We start from the raw sequence: 16,906 nt of genomic DNA on the forward strand, positions 1-16,906 counted from the left end.
TCCGGACCGCGTGACGCCGCGTGAACGACGGGGCCGGAGTCATAGCATGGAGTCGATGGCTGATTCCCGCAACCCCCTGCGCTCCGCGCAATTCCCCGCGATCCTGCTGCTTGCGGCAGCGGGGCTCGGCCTGGTGCTCGCCAACACCGGCGCGCATGATGCGATCGCCGCCGTGCTGGGTGTGCACATCCCGGTTCCCGGTACGGCACTGGACCTGTCCGTCGAGCACTGGATCTCGGACGGACTGCTCGCGATCTTCTTCTTCGTCGTCGCGATGGAGCTGCAGTACGAGCTCACCGGCGGAGAGCTGAACTCGCTGCGCAAGGCGCTGCAACCCGCGATCGCGGCGGGCGGCGGCGTGATCGTCCCGATCATCATCTACCTCACGATCGCCGGAGCACCGGAGACGGCGTCCGGCTGGCCGATCCCGACGGCGACCGACATCGCGTTCGCGCTCGGGGTGCTCGCCGTGTTCGGACGAGGGCTCCCGTCGGCCGTGCGCGTCTTCCTGCTGGCACTCGCGATCCTCGACGACATCATCGGCATCATCTTCATCGCGGTCCTCTTCGCACACGACCTGAACTGGCTCCTGTTGCTGCTGGCCCTGGTCGGAGTGGTCGCGTTCGGCATCCTGAGCAGACAGCTCGGCGAGCGCAACGACATCGTCATCGGCGTGCTCATGACCGTCGTCGGCATCCTCGTGTGGGGGCTCGTGGCAGCCTCCGGTGTGCACGCGACGATCGCGGGCGTGCTGCTGGGTCTCGCGGTCGCGCAGGCGCCGTCGATGCGCATCCGCTACGCGCTGGAGCCGTCGGTGAACGGGGCGATCCTGCCGGTCTTCGCGTTCACCGCCGCGTTCGTGGTGATTCCCGCCGTGTCGCCGTCGGAGTTCTCGCCGGCGTTCTTCGGCATCGCGCTCGCGCTGCCGGTCGGAAAGGTGATCGGCATCGGGCTGTTCGGGTGGCTGGCCATGCGGATCGGGTCGAGAGGGCGTCCGCCGGCGCTGACGATCATGGACCTGCTGGCCGCCGGGACGCTCGGAGGCATCGGGTTCACCGTCTCGCTGCTGCTCGCGAACCTCGCGTTCGTGGACGACCGTGCGATCCGTGATCAGGCGATCCTGGGCGTGCTGGTCGGCTCGCTCATCGCGCTGGCGTTCTCGGGGGTGATGGTCTCGCTGCGCGCGGCCTGGTACCGCCGGCAGGCCGTCGCGACCGCGGGAACGGATGCCGGATCGGATGCCGAGTGAAGGAGCTGTGATGAGCGATGCGCTGCGCGATGCCGCTGAGACGATGCGGGCCGTGCGCGAACGATGCGTATGGTCGCAGCAGATCACTCACCGGGATCTGATCCCCTACCTCATCGAGGAATCGCACGAGGTGATCGATGCGGTCGAGGTCGGCGATCGCGCGGAGCTGCGCGAGGAGTTGGGCGATCTGCTGTGGCAGGTGCTGTTCCACTCCGCGATCGCCGCGCAGGACCCGGAGGACCCCTTCGACATCGACGACGTCGCGCGCACACTGACCGAGAAGATGGTGCGTCGTCATCCGCACGTGTTCGCCGATGCCGTCGCGACGACGCCGGAAGCGGTGCTCGTGCACTGGAACGCGGCGAAGGCGGCGGAGAAGCGCGAGCGCACGAGCGTGCTCGACGGCGTGCCGAGCGGGATGCCCTCGTTGGCCAGGGCTCAGAAGGTGCTGGGCCGCGCGGCCTCGGTCGTTCCGGCACCGGTTCGTTTCGCCCCCTCTCGTCCGTCGAGCGAGCCCCCCACCTCTCGTTCGTTGAGCGAGCGGAGCGAGTCGAAACGCGTTCCGGCTGAAGATCGCGAACCCCCGGCATCCGAAGCCGAACTCGGCGACGCACTGCTCGATCTCGTCGCGCATGCCCGCGCCAACGGATGGGATGCCGAGCGAGCGCTCCGCGAACGCATCCGGGCGCTGGAGGACGAGGTCCGCGCCGCGGAATCCGCCTGAGGCACGCGGGATCCCATGCCGTGCTCGGGGGTCATGGCGTCGCCCTCGATGCGCTCTCCCGAAGCACCGCGGCCGTCGCGGCATCCGCCGGATAGAACGCCTCGAGATGCAGATCGTCGATGGTCACATCGACCGCTGACACGACGGAGGCGGCGATGCTGAAGAAGGACAGTTCCTCGTTCCCGATGCGCAGTCGCAGCGGCACGACCGCATCACCGGTCGCCGTGAGCGCCCGCTGCTCGCCGGGGTAGGTCGAGACTTCGCTCAGCAGCGCCTGCAGTCGGGGATCGGCTGTGCGCTCGAACCGATGCCGCACCTGCGTGAGGAGGAACGCGCGCCATTGGCTCAGATTCCGGATGCGCGGAGCCAGCCCGTCGGGATGCAGCGAGACGCGGATCGCATTGACCGGCGGCTCGAGGAGCTCGGGGGCGCATCCCTCGAGCAGGAGGTCCGTCGCGGCGTTCCGGTCGACGACGTCCCACCATCGATCGAGCACGAGCGCCGGATGCGGCATGTGCGCATCGAGCAAGGTTCTGAAGGCATCGGCGACCGCTCGCAGCTCCGGTGCCTTCAGATCCCGCTGAGCGTACTTCGGCGCATATCCGGCGGAGACGAACAGAGCGTTCCGCTCCCTGAGGGGGACCTCGAGGGAGTCGGCGAGCCGGTCGATCATCTCGGGCGTCGGCCGCGATCTGCCCGTCTCGACGAAGCTCAGGTGCCTCGTGGAGATCGCAGCGTCGACGGCGAGCTGCAGCTGCGTCATCCTCCGGCGCTCGCGCCACGTGCGCAGGAGCTGTCCGACCGTGGCGGGGGAAGTGGTCGCGATCGTCATGGCGGGAGCCTAACGGCGCAGCGCACCCCGTGCATTACCTCCCGGGTAATCGACGGCATTACCTCCTGGCCGGAGCATGGGCAGCACGACAACCCAGACGTCCAAGGAGGACACCATGAACGACCTCGTCAGCGCGTACATCGACACCTGGAACGCGACCTCCGCAGAAGCGCGGGAGCTGCTCGCGCAGCACTGGGCGCCGGATGCCGCGTACACCGATCCGATGGCGTCGGCCGTCGGGCGCGACGCCATCGCCGCGATGATCGATGCGGTGCACGCCCAGTTCCCCGGTTTCGCCTTCTCGCCGGTCGGGTCCGCCGACAGCCACCATGCGCAGACGCGATTCCAATGGGGCCTCGGCCCCGCGGGCGAGGCCCCGTTGATCATCGGGTTCGACGTTCTCGTGACCGACGAGAACGGGCGCATCCAGACGGTTCTCGGCTTCCTGGATCAGGTGCCGGCCGCGTGATCATCGTCCGGTGACCGGTGGCGCTGAGCATGAACAGCTCGGCGTCACCGGGCATCGCTCGGTCAGCGGCCGCGTCGTGTCGTCAGGAACGCGGCGACCGAGATGACGGCGGCCACCGCCATCACGATCGCGAGAGGCGTCGCGTCCTCCTCGCCGCCGATGCTCACCAGCGGCGATACGGCGGCGGCGAGCCCGAACTGCAGCGCTCCCAGCACCGCGGATGCGCTGCCGGCGGCGCCGGGGACGGCGCCGAGGGCGAGGGCGGTCGCATTGCCGAACACGAATCCGAGCGACGCGACGACGACGAACACGGCGACGGCCAGCATCCAGACGGGCGCACCGGCCAGGACCAGCGTCAGGAACGCGACCACGCCGACGCCGAGCGCGACGAGCCCGATCGCGATCAGACGACGCGGCGCGACGCGCTCGACGAGCTTCGCCGAGACCGCGCTCGTGGCCATGAGGGCCAGGGCGTTGGCGCCGAACAGCAGTCCGTACTGCAGCTCGGTCAGCCCCATCATGCTCTGGTACAGGAACGGCGAGGCCGAGATGTACGCCATCATCACGGTGAACGAGAACGCGAAGGTCAGCGTGTAGCCGATGTAGGCGCGGGACAGGAGGGCGCGCAGCGGCGACCCCGTCGCACGCTTCAGGACGGCGAGTTCGGCGCGGCGCTCGCCGGGGAGGGTCTCGCGGATGCCGGCGGCCACGGCGATGAGCATGAGGATCGCGATGCCGAGGACGACGGCCAGCACCCCGCGCCACCCGAGCGGCCCGGCGATGGCTCCGCCGACCAGAGGTGCGACGACCGGCGCGACGCCTCCGACGATCATCATCAGGCTCATGGCGCGTGCGGCGGCGGGGCCTGTGGCGAGGTCCGAGATGACCGCGCGTCCGAGGACCATTCCGGCGGCACCCGAGAGACCCTGCAGCACTCGAGCGGCGATGAGCACCTCGAGCGTCGGCGCGAACACGGTCGCCGCGCTGGCGACGACGAACACGATCGCGCCGATGAGCAGCAGCGGACGGCGTCCGTACCGGTCCGAGAGCGGGCCGAACACGAGCTGGCCGACGGCGATGCCGACGAGGAACGCCGTGAGGGTCAGTTGCACGCCGGTCGCGTCGGTGCCGAGGTCGGCGGCGATCGCCGGGAAGGCAGGCAGGTACAGGTCTGTCGCGAACGGCGCGACGGCCGAGAGCAGGGCGAGGATGCAGAGCAGCCCGGCGGTCAGCCCCGGGCGCGTGGTGGGAAGGGAATCGGTCGTGGGTTCGCGGAAAGTCGTCACAGATAGTTATAGTAATATAACTAGAATCAGATGTCGAATCCGGATCTACGATGGAGGCATGGTGGCGAGGCAGGCGGTTCTGGCGGATCTGGCCGACGGCGTGCTCGCCCTGAGCCGCGAGATCGAGTTCCGGCATCGCTACGACGACGTGATCCCGCTGACCCTGAACGAGCGTCTGGCGCTGCGCGTGATCGACCGCGCCGGCGGGATCGCGCCCAGCGAGCTCGCCGAGATGCTGGGGCTGCAGCGTTCGAATCTGTCGACGGCGCTGCGCGGCCTGGAGACCAAGGGACTCGTCACGCGTGAGCACGACGGCGGCGACGGGCGCGCCGTCGTGGTGCGTTCGACGGCATTGGCCGCCGAGAACCTCCAGCGCCTGCGGGACGGCTGGGCCGGCGTCCTCGCGGAGGTCGCCCCCCGCGATGCCGATCTGGATGCCGTGGCACGGCTGCTCAACGAGATGACGGCCGCGCTCATCGCGCAGCGGCGGCTCGAGGACTGACGGGCGCGCGTCGCCTCCCAGACCTGGAAGAATCGACGGGTGGCTACCGTGAACCCGCCGCGCGGAATGCGCGACATCCTCCCCTCCGACAAGGCTCGCCGCGAGCGCGTGCTCTCCGTCATCCGCGACCGCTATCGCGCGCACGGCTTCGATGAGATCGAGACGCCCGTCGTCGAGGAGTACGACCGCCTGCACGCGGGCATCGGCGGCGACAACGAGAAGCTCTCGTACAACATCCTGCGCCGAGGGCTGGATGCCGACGGCATCCGTTCCGCGGCCGATGACCCGGCCGCTTTGTCGGACCTCGGACTGCGTTACGACCTGACGGTCCCGCTGGCGCGCTTCTACGCTTCGAACCGGGCGCAGCTGCCTGCCGTTTTCCGCTCGATCCAGATCGGTTCGGTGTGGAGGGCGGAGCGTCCGCAGAAGGGCCGCTACCGCCAGTTCGTGCAGTGCGACATCGACATCATGGGCGACGATTCGTCGCGTGCCGAGGCCGAACTGCTGGTCGCCTCGTTGGATGCCGTGGCCGCCCTCGGTCTGACGGATGCGAGCATCCGGATCAACGATCGGCGCGCCCTGGACTGGATGCTGGACTCCTTCGGATTCACCGCCGATGAGCGCCCAGGCGTGCTCATCACGATCGACAAGCTCGACAAGATCGGTCCGGACGGGATCGTCGCCGAACTGCGGGAGCGTGCGGCCACGGCATCCGCGGTCGATGCTTTCGATGCGTTCCTGCGCCGTCCCCAGACGAGGGAGTTCGTCCCCTACGGCGAGGCGCACATCCGTCGCGCGCTGCCGGACGGAGCACCCGATGACCTCGTCGCGCACCTCGTCGGAATCGGCGAGGCCGTCGCCGCCGGCCGCAGCGGCGCGGGGGACATCCCGCTCGTTTTCGATCCGTTCCTCGTGCGCGGCATGGGCTACTACACCGGGACGATCTTCGAGCTCGCCCACCCTTCGGTGCCGTACTCGTTGGGTGGTGGCGGACGCTACGACGGCATGATCGGGCGGTTCCTCGGCCAGCAGGTCCCGGCGGTCGGGTTCTCGCTCGGCTTCGAGCGTCTGGTCGACCTCGTGCAGGTCCAGGACGATGCGGATGCCGTGGCGATCGTCCTCGTGCATGACGTCGACGTCCCGGTCGCCGAGCTCGTCGCTCACAAGGCGTCGCTCATCGCCGACGGATCGCGCGTGCGGGTCGAGCGCCGCACCAAGAACCTCAAGGGCCTGCTGGAGCGGTCGGCCGCGGATGGCTACACGGCGTTCGCGACCGTGTCCGCCGGATCCGGCGTGGGCACGCTCGAGGTCAAACCGCTCAGCTGATCGCACCCGGGATTCACTCCGGGTTCACCTCAGGGGTGTTCACTTCTCGCGTGGCACGCGTGAGGACACTGGGCGCCGTGCTCGCGGCATGCGCTCTCGCCGTCCTCGGCATCCGGATCCTTCTCTCCCGCCAGGCCGCGATCGCGCGGCGGCGGATCGGGAAGCCCCTGGGCGAGCAGTCGATCGATGCGGATCGCGTGTGGCGGAGATCCCTGCAGGGAACGACGATCGACCTTCTGCTGCTCGGCGATTCGCTGGCGGCGGGTCTCGGTGCGCAGCACCGCAAGCAGACCCTCGGCGGACGCATCGCGAAGGCGCTGGCGCGAGAGCTGCAGCAGCCGGTTCGACTGCACACGGCAGCGGTGGTCGGCTCGGAGTCCTCCGCTCTGGAGCACCAGCTCGACAGTATTCCGGAGGGATACCGGGCCGACGTCGCGGTGATCGTCGTCGGCGGCAACGACGTGACGCATCTGATCCCGCCGTCCTCGGCATCCGCTCAGCTCGAGCGGGCCATCCTGCGGCTGCAGGATGCCGGGACGCCCGTCGTCGTGGGCACCTGTCCCGACCTGGGGACCCTGCGCCCGGTGCCGCAGCCGCTGCGTGCTCTGCTGTCGCGGATGTCGCGTCGCCTCGCGCTGGAGCAGACCAGGGTCGCGTGGCGGACGGGAGCGGTGCCGGTCGACCTGAGACACCTCGTCGGCCCGACGTTCCATGCCGAGCCGGACGAGATGTTCAGCCTCGATCGGTTCCACCCGTCTGCGGCCGGCTACCGTCGGACAGCCGAGGCGCTGCTTCCGGCGGTCGTCACGGCGCTGCGGTCTCGGCGCTGAAGCTCGCGGCCCATTCCTCGACGCGCTGCGCGCTCTCAGCGGGGGTGAGGTCCTCGACGCGTGACATGATCGACCAGCGCACGCCGAACGGGTCGCGGATCGATGCGAACCGGTCGCCCGACACGAAGTCGCTGGGCGCCTCGCGGACGACGGCTCCCGCGGCGGTTGCCGCTGCCACGACGGCGTCGACGTCGGCGACGTAGAGACCGAGCGAATAGCAGTCGTCTTCGCCGGACGGCGGGGCGACCAGGTGGTAGTCGGGGGTCGGCTCGCCGATCTGCAGGAGGCCGAGGCCGAAATCGAGGTCCGCGTGGACGACGACTCCGCCCATCTCGGTGACATCGATGATGGTGGCGCCGAAGATGTCGCGGTAGAACGCGATCGCCTCGCCGGCCCGGGGGATTGCGAGGAACGGTGTGAGGGAGGTCGCATTGTTCGGGCGGCCGTTCGTTGTGTGTGCTCCGGTGAGTCCTGTGGTGTTCATGGCTTGGACGCTACGGGCGCCGGAGCCTGGCGCGCTTGGAGATTCGCGACACGATGTCGGCGCCGAGCCCTATCGTGTCGAGGGTGATCGATGCGCGCCGTGGAGTGCTCTATCCGGCGCGGATGCCGGAGTTCCACCGGATCGCGCCACCGGACGAGGCCGCGGAACTGGTCGAGTGGTTCTGGATCCCGGAGTGGGACATCGAGCCCGGGCGGTCGTCTCGGCAGCACGTCGTCCCGTACCCTGCCCTGAACCTGGTCGTCGAGCCCGATGGAGTCGAGCTCGTGGGCGCTTCCACGGCCGCGTCCTATCGGGATCTGACGGGCCGCGGGTGGGCGGTGGGCGCGTTGCTGAAGCCTGCGTCCGTCGCGGCGCTGACCGACGAGCCGAGCGCCTTGCGGGACGCATCTTGTGCGTTCGATGCCCCTGAGCTTCATCGTGACGTCGTGCACGCGATGGGCGAGGGCGGTGAAACCGCGCGAGCGCGCGCTTGCGCGGTGTTCGCCGACTGGCTCGTCGCTCGAGTCGGCGCGCCGACGGCGGCGGCGCGCGATGCGAACGCCATGGCCGCTCTGCTGATGACGGATGCGACGATCATCCGCGACGAGGATGCTGCGACCCGACTGTCCGTTTCCGTGCGCACGATGCAGCGACTGGCGCTCCGGTACGTCGGCATGTCGCCCGCCGCGATGATTCGACGGCGCCGCTTGCAGGAGGCCGCTCAACGCGTGCGCGAACATCCTCGGACGGATCTCTCGACGCTTGCTGTTGAGCTCGGATACTCGGATCATTCGCACTTGACGAACGACTTCCGCGCGGTGCTGGGATTCACGCCGACGTCGTATCGCTCGGCGTCTGCTGACCCTTTCACCGGGTGAGCCCGCTCGTTCGTCGAGGGGCACTTCGACTCGCTCCGCTTGCTCAGCGTAGGCATCCGCGAGTCGAAACGCAGCCGACGCTGAGCAGCCGTCGGTTGCGCGCTTCGCTCGCGCTCGACGAGCGATGAGGAGAAAGGCAGTTGGTGCTCGCGCTCCACGGCGAGAAGGTGGCGACCGGTCGTGCTCGACGGACGAATTGCGTGCCTCAGAAGGGTGGTGGTTCTGGGGTGGTGTGTCCGGTGGGGGTGGTGAGTTGGATGGTGTCGTTAGGTCGGGATCGGTAGCGGGTTCGGGTGCGGTGGCGGTGGGTGTGGTGGTGGGGGCAGAGGGGTGCGAGGGAGTCGGTGTTGGTTCTGCCGCCGGCGGCCCAGGGGCGGCGGTGGTCGATGTCGGCGTCGGCGGCGAGGCGTTCGCAGCCGTCGCAGGAGCAGGTGCCGTGTTTCAGGATGAGCCAAGCGCGTTGCGCTTTGGTGGGCCGGTAGGTGCGGCGGTCCATGTCCAGGATCACCCCTTCGACGGGGTCGGTGATGACGCGGTGGAACGCGGTGGTGTCGGTGAAGATCTGCGCCGCGGTGACCGGGTCGATGCTGTCACCGCCGACGACTTCGGCTTGCTCGGCGGCGAGCACGTTCTGGACGGCGGGGTCGATCTTCTTCCCGTCACGGGCGGCGGTGAGCAGTTGGACCGGGATCGTGACGAACACTTTCGTCTTCACCGCCGTATCGGTGCCGACCCCGCGCAGCCAGGCGCTGGACAGGTCCGCACGGATCTGATCACGGGTGCGACCCTCACGACGGTCTTTGGACAGGTGCTTCGCGGTGGACGTCGCGCGCCGGAACGCGGCCCGCGCCTCGTGGGAGGGCACCAGCGCGTGGTACCAGGACATGCCCCCGTCGATGTCTTCGACCCACACGGTCCGGTCCCGCATCGCCCGGGCATGGCACGCTTCGGGCGAGAGGGGACGCAGCCGGCCGGTGAGACGCTTGAGCCGCCGGTTGAACGAGCCCGGCGAACATGTCTCGGACCATTGCGCGCACGCGGAATCGATCTCGGCGAACGCGGCTCGTTCGGCGGCCCGTTCTTCCGGTGTCGCATCGCCGGGAGCGGCGACCAGGCCGAGGGCGTGCACGGCCCGGCCCAGCAGATACAGCGCCGCGAACCCGGTCACCGCCCGCTCCCACAACCCCGGCAGGTGCGCCTGGGCGCGTTCGGCGAGGAACACCTGCCCCCGCACATGCTCCTCCGACATCGCCATCCGCAACGCGAGATCCATCACAGCGGCCCGCTCGGCGTACTCGACCGCACGGGCATCCTCGATCCCGTCCACATACAGTTCCGGATGCCGGCGGGCATGCCGGATCACCCGCAGCATCCGGGTCGCCTGCAACGCCGCCTGCCGATTCGCATCCACCTGCGAGCACTCAGCATCCGCGAGCAGCAGACCGATCTCCTCCGACGGCCCGAGAACCGGGAGAGGAGAGGGTACTTGCGCCGCTGCATCCATCACCCCAGTTTAGTACCTATGTTCGAAATCGGCAAGAGTCGAACCACCCGAATCCCCACCAACGAACCACAGTGATGGACGCGTTTCGACTCCTCGCTGCGCTCGTCACTCAACGAACGAGAAGGGGCGCTCGTCGCTCAGTGAATGGGAGGGTGCTCAACGAGCGAGAAGGCGCAGCCGCAGCATCCGGTATCCGACTCCGACGAGCACGACGATGGTGCCGACCAGCGACGCGACCGCGGGCAGCGTGCTGACGAGCACGAGGCATCCGAGCGCTCCGACCACCTGCAGGGCGCGCGGATAGCGGCGCACATCCGCCGACTGCCGGAACGCCGAGGCATTCGCGATGAGGTAGTACAGCAGCACTCCGAAGGAGGAGAACCCGATCGCACCGCGCAGGTCCGCGAGCAGAACGATCCCGATGACGATGAGCGCGACGACGATCTCCGCACGCTGCGGCACCTGCCAGCGCTCGTTCACCACGGCCAGCCAACGGGGCAGGTCGGCTTCGCGTGCCATAGCGAGGCCGGTGCGTCCGATGCCGGTGAGCAGGGCGAGCAGAGCGCCGAGAGACGCCGCCGCGGCAGCCACGCGCACCACCGGCTCGGCCCAGCCCCACCCGGCCGCCGCCACGACGTCGGCGAGGGGAGCGGCGCTGTCCGCGGCATCCCCTCCGAGGACGAGGAGGACGGTCAGGCCGATGGCGACGTACACGACGACAGCGCCACCGAGAGCGAGCACGATCGCGCGCGGAATCGTCCGGGCCGGATCGACGACCTCTTCGCCCATCGTGGCGATACGGGCGTAGCCCGCGAACGCGAAGAACAGCAGCCCGGCGCCTTGGAGCACGCCGTAGGCCGTGGCATCTGCAAGCGGCGCGGGGGAGTGCGGAGCGCCGCTGACGCCGGAGGCCACGACGACGGCGAGACCGATCAGCGATACCACCACGAGCACGCGGGTGGCGAGGGCGGTGCGGGTCACTCCGAAGCAGTTCACAGTGGCCAGCGCCGCGACCGCGACGACGGCGACGGTCCGCTCCCATCCGGCCGGCGCCGCGTACGAGGCGAATGTCATCGCCATCGCGGCGCAGCTGGCGATCTTGCCGATCACGAAGCACCAGCCGGCGACGAATCCCGACCAGGGGCCGATCTCGGCCCTGGCGTAGGCGTAGGTTCCGCCCGCGACCGGATGCACTGCGGCGAGCTGAGCCGAACTCGTCGCGTTGCAGTACGCGACGATCGCGGCGACCGCGAGTGCGATGAGGGTGCCGGAGCCTGCTGCGCCGAGAGCCGGAGCCCATACGGCGAACACGCCGGCGCCGATCATCGAGCCGAGACCGATCGTGGTCGCGTCGGTGAGGGTCAGGCGGCGAGCAAGGGGCACAGTGTCATCGTGCCACCACGCGGTTAACGATCGGTGCCGCGCGCTGTCGTGACGCGCTTCTTCTCGCGGATGTACACCTCGCGGCGCACTCTGGCGACGATGTCGCCGTCGCGGTCGGTGATGACGGTCTCGAACCATTCGAGCACCTTCGTGCCGCCGTGCGCCCGTTCGCGCAGTTCCGCCGCTTTCTCCTTCGAGACATGGAACTCGGCGGTGAGGACCCCGCGACCAGGCTTGAGGAACTCGATCTCGCCGCGGGTGTCCCACACGACGTAGTCGCGGCCGAGCTGGTGCATCACCAGCATGAAGAAGTACGGATCCGTCATCGCCGACATCGAGCCGCCGAACGCCGTCTTGACGTAGTTGCGGGTGATGAGGTTCACGTGCAGTTCGACCGTGGCGTGCGTCCAGTCCTCGCTGAAGCGGCGGATGCGGATGCCGCTGAACAGGTTCGGTGCCCACAGGCTCATGCCGATCGCGAGGCGGCGAGGAGTGACCTTCATGCCGATCAGTGTGGCCGACGAGTCGGACCGCCCACAAAGCGACTGGACCCTTGCTACAAGTATTCTAGTTTGAGTAGAATTAATAGAAACTGGAGGAACGTGCTGATCCGAATAGACGCGAACAGCTCGCGACCGCTCTTCGAGCAGGTGGCCTCCTCGGTCCGCGCCGACATCCTGACCGGCGCTCTGGCGCCAGGTGATCGGCTGCCGTCGGCGCGGGACGTGGCGGAGGCGCTGGACATCAACCTCCACACCGTGCTGCACGCGTACCAGCAGCTGCGCGACGAAGGTCTCGTGGATCTGCGTCGTGGTCGAGGGGCGGTCGTCGCGGCATCCGCTGCTCCGCTGGTCGAACTCGCCAAAGAAGTCCACGCGCTCGCCGCTCGTGCCGCCGAACTCGGTATCTCTCAGACCACGCTCGCCTCCCTCGTGAAGGAGACCATCCTGTGAACGACGGCGCACGACGTTCCCGCATCGCTTTCCTCTGGGTGGGAGTGATCGCCCCTCTGGCGATCCTCGCACTGGCCGCCGTGGTGATCCTCGCCTGGATGCCGGAGCTGCCCGATCCCATCGCGATCCACTGGGGTGGCGACGGCGTCAACGGCTATGCGCCCCAGTGGACATATCTTCCGCTGACTCTCGGCATCGGAGCGGCCGTGATCCTCTTCGACGCAGCGCTCGCGCTGTTCGCGCATCGCCTGCCGCAGAGCAGCACCCGACCGGCGGTCCGTCCCTGGTCGGCAGCGGCACGAGGCCTGGGCGCGATCAACCTCGGGGTCGCGGTGCTGATCGCCTTCGTCGCCGTCTCCGGCGCAGCGATCCAGCGCGGGCTCTCGGATGCCGCGGATGCGCCGACCATCATCGGCTGGACCGGTATCGGCCTCGTGCTCCTCGTCGTGTTCGGTGTCGTCGGCTGGTTCCTGCAGCCCGAGACGCCGGCGGACGCGGTGGAGCCCGGTGAGCAGGCGGGTGGGCTCGCACTGGCGACGACGGAGCGTGCTGCCTGGTTCGGATCGGTCGCGATGCATCGGGTCGGGTGGATCGTCATCCTCAGCCTGTTCGCGGTGTATCTCGCGGTGACTGTCTTCGCCGTCGCTCGCGCGCCGTACGACGGGTGGACAGGGGCATGGATCCTCATCGTGACCTCGGTGGTCGTGCTCATCGCGATCGGATGCGGTATCGCGTTCCGCGTACGCGTGACGGCTCGCGGGCTGCGGGTGCGGTCGTTTCTCGGCTGGCCGGACACGCGGATCCCCGTCGGAGACATCGCGAAGGTCGAGGTCGTCCGAATCGATCCGATGGCGGACTTCGGCGGCTGGGGCTGGCGCATCGGCACGGATGGAAGGCGCGGCGTGGTGCTGAGGGCCGGAGAGGCCCTGCAGGTGACCCGCAACAGCGGACGCGTGTTCGTGGTCACGATCGACGGTGCGCAGCAAGCGGCCGCACTGCTGCAGGCATACGTGGATGCCGAGGCATCCGATCGGACAACAGGAGGCGCATCGTGATCACCCAGGACAGCCCGCGGAACCGGATCCCACTGACCGCCACGATCGCGTTCGTCGTGCTGGCCTGCGGGCTCGCCTGGCTGGTCGCCCTTCCGCTCTGGCTGGGCGACGGCCTGAACCATCCGCTCGCGGGCGTGCTCATCTCCGTGATGATGTTCACCCCGGCACTCGCCGCGGTGCTCGTGATCCTGGTGCTCCGGCCGGTGCCGAAGGGGGAGCGACTGCGCTTTCTCGGGATGTGGCCGCTGCGTCCGGCGAAGCGGGTGATCTGGTTGAGCGTGCTCGGCTTGTTCGGGCCGCTCGTCGTGATCGTCCTCTCGATCGCCGTCGCCTCGGGGTTCGGCTGGGTAGAACTGGATCTGATCGGGTTCTCCGGATTCAACGAGACGCTCGAGGCATCCCTCCCCGACGGGATCCCCGTGCCGCCGGCCGGATTGGTGATCGCGTCCCAGCTGATCGCGATCCCGTTCGCGGCGGCGACGATCAACGCCGTGATGGCGTTCGGCGAGGAACTCGGGTGGCGCGGCTTCCTGGTACCGGCGCTGCGCCAGTACGGCACGTGGCCCGCTCTGCTCATCAGCGGGGCGATCTGGGGGCTGTGGCACGCGCCGGTGATCCTGCTCGGCTACAACTTCGGCCGCACCGACGTCACCGGCGTGCTGTTCATGGTCGGCGGGTGCGTGGCGTGGGGAGTCCTCCTCGGCTGGCTGCGACTGAGGTCGGCATCCGTGTGGCCGGCTGTCTTCGCACACGGCGCGATGAACGCCGCCGGTGCCATGGTCGGGTTGGCGTACGCCGCCGGGACGACCTTCGACATGGCGCTGGCAGGTCCTCTCGGGGTCGCCGGATGGATCGCATGCGCCCTCGTGATCGTCGTGCTGGTCCTCACAGGGCAATTCCGGAATCAGCCCGAGCTGGACGGCGGACCGGGACGACTGCTCTCACCGCGGCGCGAGGGGTAGTCCGGCCTTCATCACCGAGTGCGGAATCTGTTCCGGTATTCCGCCGGTGTGGTGTTCAGCCGACGACGGAAGGCCCGGTGGAGCGTGTCGACCGTGCCGAAGCCGTTGGCCCGCGCGACGCGCTCGAGGGTGTCGTCGCCGGCTTCGAGCTGATTGCGGGCGGCTTCGACCCGAGCGGATTCGATGTACGCGGCAGGCGTGGCGCCCAGTTCCGCCGTGAAGATGCGGGTCAGCTGCCGGTCGCTGAGGTGCAGGCGTTCGGCGAGGTGCGCGACCGTGAGCGGATCGGACAGGTGCGTCGTGATGTAGTGCCTCAGCTCATCGACGCGTCGGCTGCTCGACACATGCTGCAGCGGCACGCTGAACTGGCTCTGTCCACTCGGGCGCTTGAGGTACATCACCAGCTGGCGGGCCACACGCAGAGCGAGCTCCTGCCCGAAGTCGTCTGCGACGAGCGCCAGCGACAGGTCCAGGCAGGCGGTCAGGCCCGCGCCGGTCCAGACGTCGCCGTCACGGATGAAGATCGGATCCGCATCGACGACGACATCGGGATGCTCCTTCGCCAGTTGGGCGGACGTCGTCCAGTGCGTGGTGGCGCGCTTGCCCGCGAGCAGGCCCGCATCCGCCAGCACGTGCGCGCCGACGCACACGGACGCGACTCGGCGGGTGCTCGGCGCGAGTCGACGGACCCAGTCGACGACGACCGGATCAGCCTCTGCGCGCACCTCGCGGCCCGGCCCGATCGTCACCGCGCCCGGAACGATGAGCGTGTCGATGCGGCGATCCGCGACGGAGGCGAAGGTGACGTCGGGCAGCACTCGCACCCCGGCAGAGGTCGTGACCGGCTCCAGGCTCGGTGCGGCGAGAACGACCCGGTATCCGCTCGACTCGTCCATCTCGCGCTGCACGAGTGAGAAGACCTCGGGCGGTCCGGTCACATCGAGCAGGTCGACGCGGTCGAAGAGCGCGACGACGATGAGGCGTTCGACCATGGACGGTCCCCGATCTCGGATGTCGGTTTCTGCAGGTAAGGCGTCATTGACGACATTATCACCGGATCCGTAGCGTGAATCATGCTGCCGGAACCGTGGCAGCGCACCCGGAAGGAACCTCATGCCGACGACCACCCTGCGCGAACTCAGCGGCCTCGACCAGACGCCCGCCTCGCTCGCCGATTCGACCCTGCTGCTGGTCGACTACCAGAACACCTACACGCGCGGCGTCATGGAGCTCGAGGGCTGGGAGCCCGCACTGGATGCCGCTGCGGACCTTCTCGAGCGGGCACGAGCTGCGGGTGCGACGGTCATCCACATCGCGCACGACGGCGGAGAGGGCTCGGCATACGACATCCGCGAGGAGATCGGCGAGATCCACCCGAAGGTCGCCCCGATCGACGGCGAGCAGGTCGTGGTCAAGACCGCTCCGAACTCGTTCGTCGGCACCGATCTCGGCGAGCGCGTCGACGCCGCAGGCAACACGAACGTGATCGTCATCGGCTTCATGACGCACATGTGCGTCACCTTCACCTCTGAGGGCGCGTTCCTGCGCGGCAATGCGCCGACCGTCGTCGCCGAGGCCTGCGCGACCCGCCCGCTGCAGACCGCGGTCGCGAGTGTCTCGGCGGAGCAACTGCACCACAGCGCACTCGCGACGATCGGCGACATCTATGGCGTCGTCGTTCCGACGGCGGCGGATCTGACCTGATCGAGCCGGACGCCTTGACGTCCGAGGCGCCGCCGAGTTGGCTGAGGGCATGGCTGAATCGAACCCGCAGAACTGGCGCGCCGCTGACGCCTACCTCGCCGACATCCTCGTCGGGCACGATCCGACGCTCGACGCGACCCTGGCGGCGCAGCGGGCCGCCGGTCTCCCCGAGATCGAGGTCGCGCCGGTCAGCGGGAAGCTGCTGAACCTGCTCGTCCGCATCAGCGGTGCCCGCCGCGTGCTCGAGATCGGCACCCTCGGCGGGTACTCGACGATCTGGCTCGCGCGGGCTGTGGGGCCGGACGGCGCCGTGGTCACCGTCGAAGCGGAGGCCGCCAACGCAGCGGTGGCCCGACGGAATCTGGATGCCGCCGGCGTCGGCGATCGCGTCGAGATCCGCATCGGTCGGGGTGCCGAAGTCCTGCCGAGCCTGGACGGCACCGCACCCTTCGACCTCGTCTTCATCGACGCCGACAAGGAGTCCAACACGATCTACCTCGACTGGGCCGCCCGGCTCGGCCGGAAGGGCACCGTCATCGTGCTGGACAACATCGGCCGCGAGGGCGAGATCGCGAACGAGGGCACGACGGATCCGCGCGTCATCGGCACGCGGGAAGGGCTTCGGATGCTGGGGGAGGATGCCCGGTTCGACGCGACCGCTCTGCAGACGGTAGGCCTCAAGGGCTGGGACGGCGTGGCCATCGCCGTCGTGGTCTGAAACGGCTTCGGCGCCTGACACGCCGCGGGCTAGACTGTCGACGGATC

General features: G+C 69.0%; 19 protein-coding genes. 12 read left to right on the plus strand and 7 right to left on the minus strand.

Features of this window, described 5'->3' with window-relative positions; all coding sequences use genetic code 11:
• Window positions 1-55 precede the first annotated feature (55 nt).
• Window positions 56-1,249, plus strand: coding sequence for a Na+/H+ antiporter NhaA (nhaA, locus tag ACI7YT_RS05250; RefSeq protein ID WP_406249412.1), 1,194 nt, complete (start codon window positions 56-58; stop codon window positions 1,247-1,249).
• 10 nt (window positions 1,250-1,259) lie between these two features.
• On the plus strand, window positions 1,260-1,973 hold the full coding sequence (locus ACI7YT_RS05255) for a MazG family protein (RefSeq protein WP_406249413.1): 714 nt from the start codon (window positions 1,260-1,262) through the stop codon (window positions 1,971-1,973).
• Window positions 1,974-2,004: 31 nt separating this feature from the next.
• On the opposite strand, the gene ACI7YT_RS05260 is transcribed toward ACI7YT_RS05255, so the two are convergent.
• Complete coding sequence (locus ACI7YT_RS05260) at window positions 2,005-2,805, minus strand: helix-turn-helix domain-containing protein (RefSeq protein WP_406249414.1); 801 nt, start codon at window positions 2,803-2,805, stop codon at window positions 2,005-2,007.
• 115 nt (window positions 2,806-2,920) lie between these two features.
• On the opposite strand from ACI7YT_RS05260, the gene ACI7YT_RS05265 reads away from it, so the two are divergent.
• Window positions 2,921-3,274 carry a nuclear transport factor 2 family protein gene (locus ACI7YT_RS05265; RefSeq protein WP_406249415.1) on the plus strand — a complete coding sequence of 118 codons (354 nt, stop codon included), beginning with the start codon at window positions 2,921-2,923 and terminating at the stop codon, window positions 3,272-3,274.
• Window positions 3,275-3,336: 62 nt separating this feature from the next.
• Here ACI7YT_RS05265 and ACI7YT_RS05270 read toward each other — a convergent pair whose 3' ends face one another.
• The gene (locus tag ACI7YT_RS05270; protein WP_406249416.1) at window positions 3,337-4,560 is read right to left on the minus strand and encodes a multidrug effflux MFS transporter; all 1,224 of its coding nucleotides are present in this window, start codon (window positions 4,558-4,560) and stop codon (window positions 3,337-3,339) included.
• A gap of 58 nt (window positions 4,561-4,618) precedes the next feature.
• Between ACI7YT_RS05270 and ACI7YT_RS05275 the strand changes: the two genes are divergently transcribed.
• The 3 genes from ACI7YT_RS05275 to ACI7YT_RS05285 all read left to right on the plus strand — a co-directional run bounded on the left by ACI7YT_RS05275 (window position 4,619) and on the right by ACI7YT_RS05285 (window position 7,218).
• On the plus strand, window positions 4,619-5,062 hold the full coding sequence (locus tag ACI7YT_RS05275; RefSeq protein ID WP_406249417.1) for a MarR family winged helix-turn-helix transcriptional regulator: 444 nt from the start codon (window positions 4,619-4,621) through the stop codon (window positions 5,060-5,062).
• A 66-nt stretch (window positions 5,063-5,128) separates the two neighbouring features.
• Window positions 5,129-6,388 (plus strand): histidine--tRNA ligase, encoded by a 1,260-nt coding sequence (locus ACI7YT_RS05280; RefSeq protein ID WP_406250497.1) that lies wholly within the window; start codon window positions 5,129-5,131, stop codon window positions 6,386-6,388.
• 50 nt (window positions 6,389-6,438) lie between these two features.
• A complete protein-coding gene (locus tag ACI7YT_RS05285) occupies window positions 6,439-7,218 on the plus strand; it encodes an SGNH/GDSL hydrolase family protein (protein ID WP_406249418.1) in 780 nt (259 codons plus the stop codon).
• On the opposite strand, the gene ACI7YT_RS05290 is transcribed toward ACI7YT_RS05285, so the two are convergent.
• A complete protein-coding gene (locus tag ACI7YT_RS05290; RefSeq protein WP_406249419.1) occupies window positions 7,193-7,702 on the minus strand; it encodes a VOC family protein in 510 nt (169 codons plus the stop codon). The two genes, ACI7YT_RS05285 and ACI7YT_RS05290, sit on opposite strands and share 26 nt — an antisense overlap.
• 83 nt (window positions 7,703-7,785) lie before the next feature.
• Between ACI7YT_RS05290 and ACI7YT_RS05295 the strand changes: the two genes are divergently transcribed.
• Window positions 7,786-8,580, plus strand: coding sequence for a helix-turn-helix domain-containing protein (locus ACI7YT_RS05295; protein ID WP_406249420.1), 795 nt, complete (start codon window positions 7,786-7,788; stop codon window positions 8,578-8,580).
• Between the two features lie 205 nt (window positions 8,581-8,785).
• On the opposite strand, the gene ACI7YT_RS05300 is transcribed toward ACI7YT_RS05295, so the two are convergent.
• From ACI7YT_RS05300 to ACI7YT_RS05310, 3 genes are all read right to left on the minus strand, one after another.
• Entirely contained in the window at window positions 8,786-9,952 is a 1,167-nt protein-coding gene (locus ACI7YT_RS05300; RefSeq protein WP_406249421.1) for an HNH endonuclease signature motif containing protein, read from the minus strand.
• A 288-nt stretch (window positions 9,953-10,240) separates the two neighbouring features.
• Entirely contained in the window at window positions 10,241-11,410 is a 1,170-nt protein-coding gene (locus ACI7YT_RS05305) for an APC family permease (RefSeq protein ID WP_406250499.1), read from the minus strand.
• An 80-nt stretch (window positions 11,411-11,490) separates the two neighbouring features.
• On the minus strand, window positions 11,491-11,970 hold the full coding sequence (locus ACI7YT_RS05310; protein WP_406249422.1) for a PaaI family thioesterase: 480 nt from the start codon (window positions 11,968-11,970) through the stop codon (window positions 11,491-11,493).
• Between the two features lie 99 nt (window positions 11,971-12,069).
• Here ACI7YT_RS05310 and ACI7YT_RS05315 point away from each other — a divergent pair, with 99 nt between their 5' ends.
• From ACI7YT_RS05315 to ACI7YT_RS05325, 3 genes are read left to right on the plus strand one after another with little or no spacing between them, the layout of a single operon-like run.
• On the plus strand, window positions 12,070-12,420 hold the full coding sequence (locus tag ACI7YT_RS05315; RefSeq protein WP_406249423.1) for a GntR family transcriptional regulator: 351 nt from the start codon (window positions 12,070-12,072) through the stop codon (window positions 12,418-12,420).
• On the plus strand, window positions 12,417-13,475 hold the full coding sequence (locus ACI7YT_RS05320) for a DUF1648 domain-containing protein (RefSeq protein WP_406249424.1): 1,059 nt from the start codon (window positions 12,417-12,419) through the stop codon (window positions 13,473-13,475). Before ACI7YT_RS05315 ends, ACI7YT_RS05320 begins: the two co-directional genes overlap by 4 nt.
• Window positions 13,472-14,437, plus strand: a complete 966-nt coding sequence (locus ACI7YT_RS05325) for a CPBP family intramembrane glutamic endopeptidase (protein WP_406249425.1) — start codon at window positions 13,472-13,474, stop codon at window positions 14,435-14,437. The genes ACI7YT_RS05320 and ACI7YT_RS05325 overlap by 4 nt, the downstream gene beginning before the upstream one ends.
• A gap of 11 nt (window positions 14,438-14,448) precedes the next feature.
• Here the strand turns inward: ACI7YT_RS05325 and ACI7YT_RS05330 are convergent, their stop codons facing one another.
• Window positions 14,449-15,429 carry a GlxA family transcriptional regulator gene (locus tag ACI7YT_RS05330; protein ID WP_406249426.1) on the minus strand — a complete coding sequence of 327 codons (981 nt, stop codon included), beginning with the start codon at window positions 15,427-15,429 and terminating at the stop codon, window positions 14,449-14,451.
• Between the two features lie 121 nt (window positions 15,430-15,550).
• Between ACI7YT_RS05330 and ACI7YT_RS05335 the strand changes: the two genes are divergently transcribed.
• Both ACI7YT_RS05335 and ACI7YT_RS05340 read left to right on the plus strand, forming a co-directional pair.
• On the plus strand, window positions 15,551-16,141 hold the full coding sequence (locus tag ACI7YT_RS05335) for a cysteine hydrolase family protein (RefSeq protein WP_406249427.1): 591 nt from the start codon (window positions 15,551-15,553) through the stop codon (window positions 16,139-16,141).
• Between the two features lie 49 nt (window positions 16,142-16,190).
• Window positions 16,191-16,859: an O-methyltransferase gene (locus ACI7YT_RS05340; protein WP_406249428.1), complete on the plus strand. Its 669-nt coding sequence runs from the start codon at window positions 16,191-16,193 to the stop codon at window positions 16,857-16,859.
• Window positions 16,860-16,906: the final 47 nt, after the last annotated feature.

Source organism: Microbacterium sp. M, from assembly GCF_045181065.1.
Classification (GTDB): Bacteria; Actinomycetota; Actinomycetes; order Actinomycetales; family Microbacteriaceae; genus Microbacterium.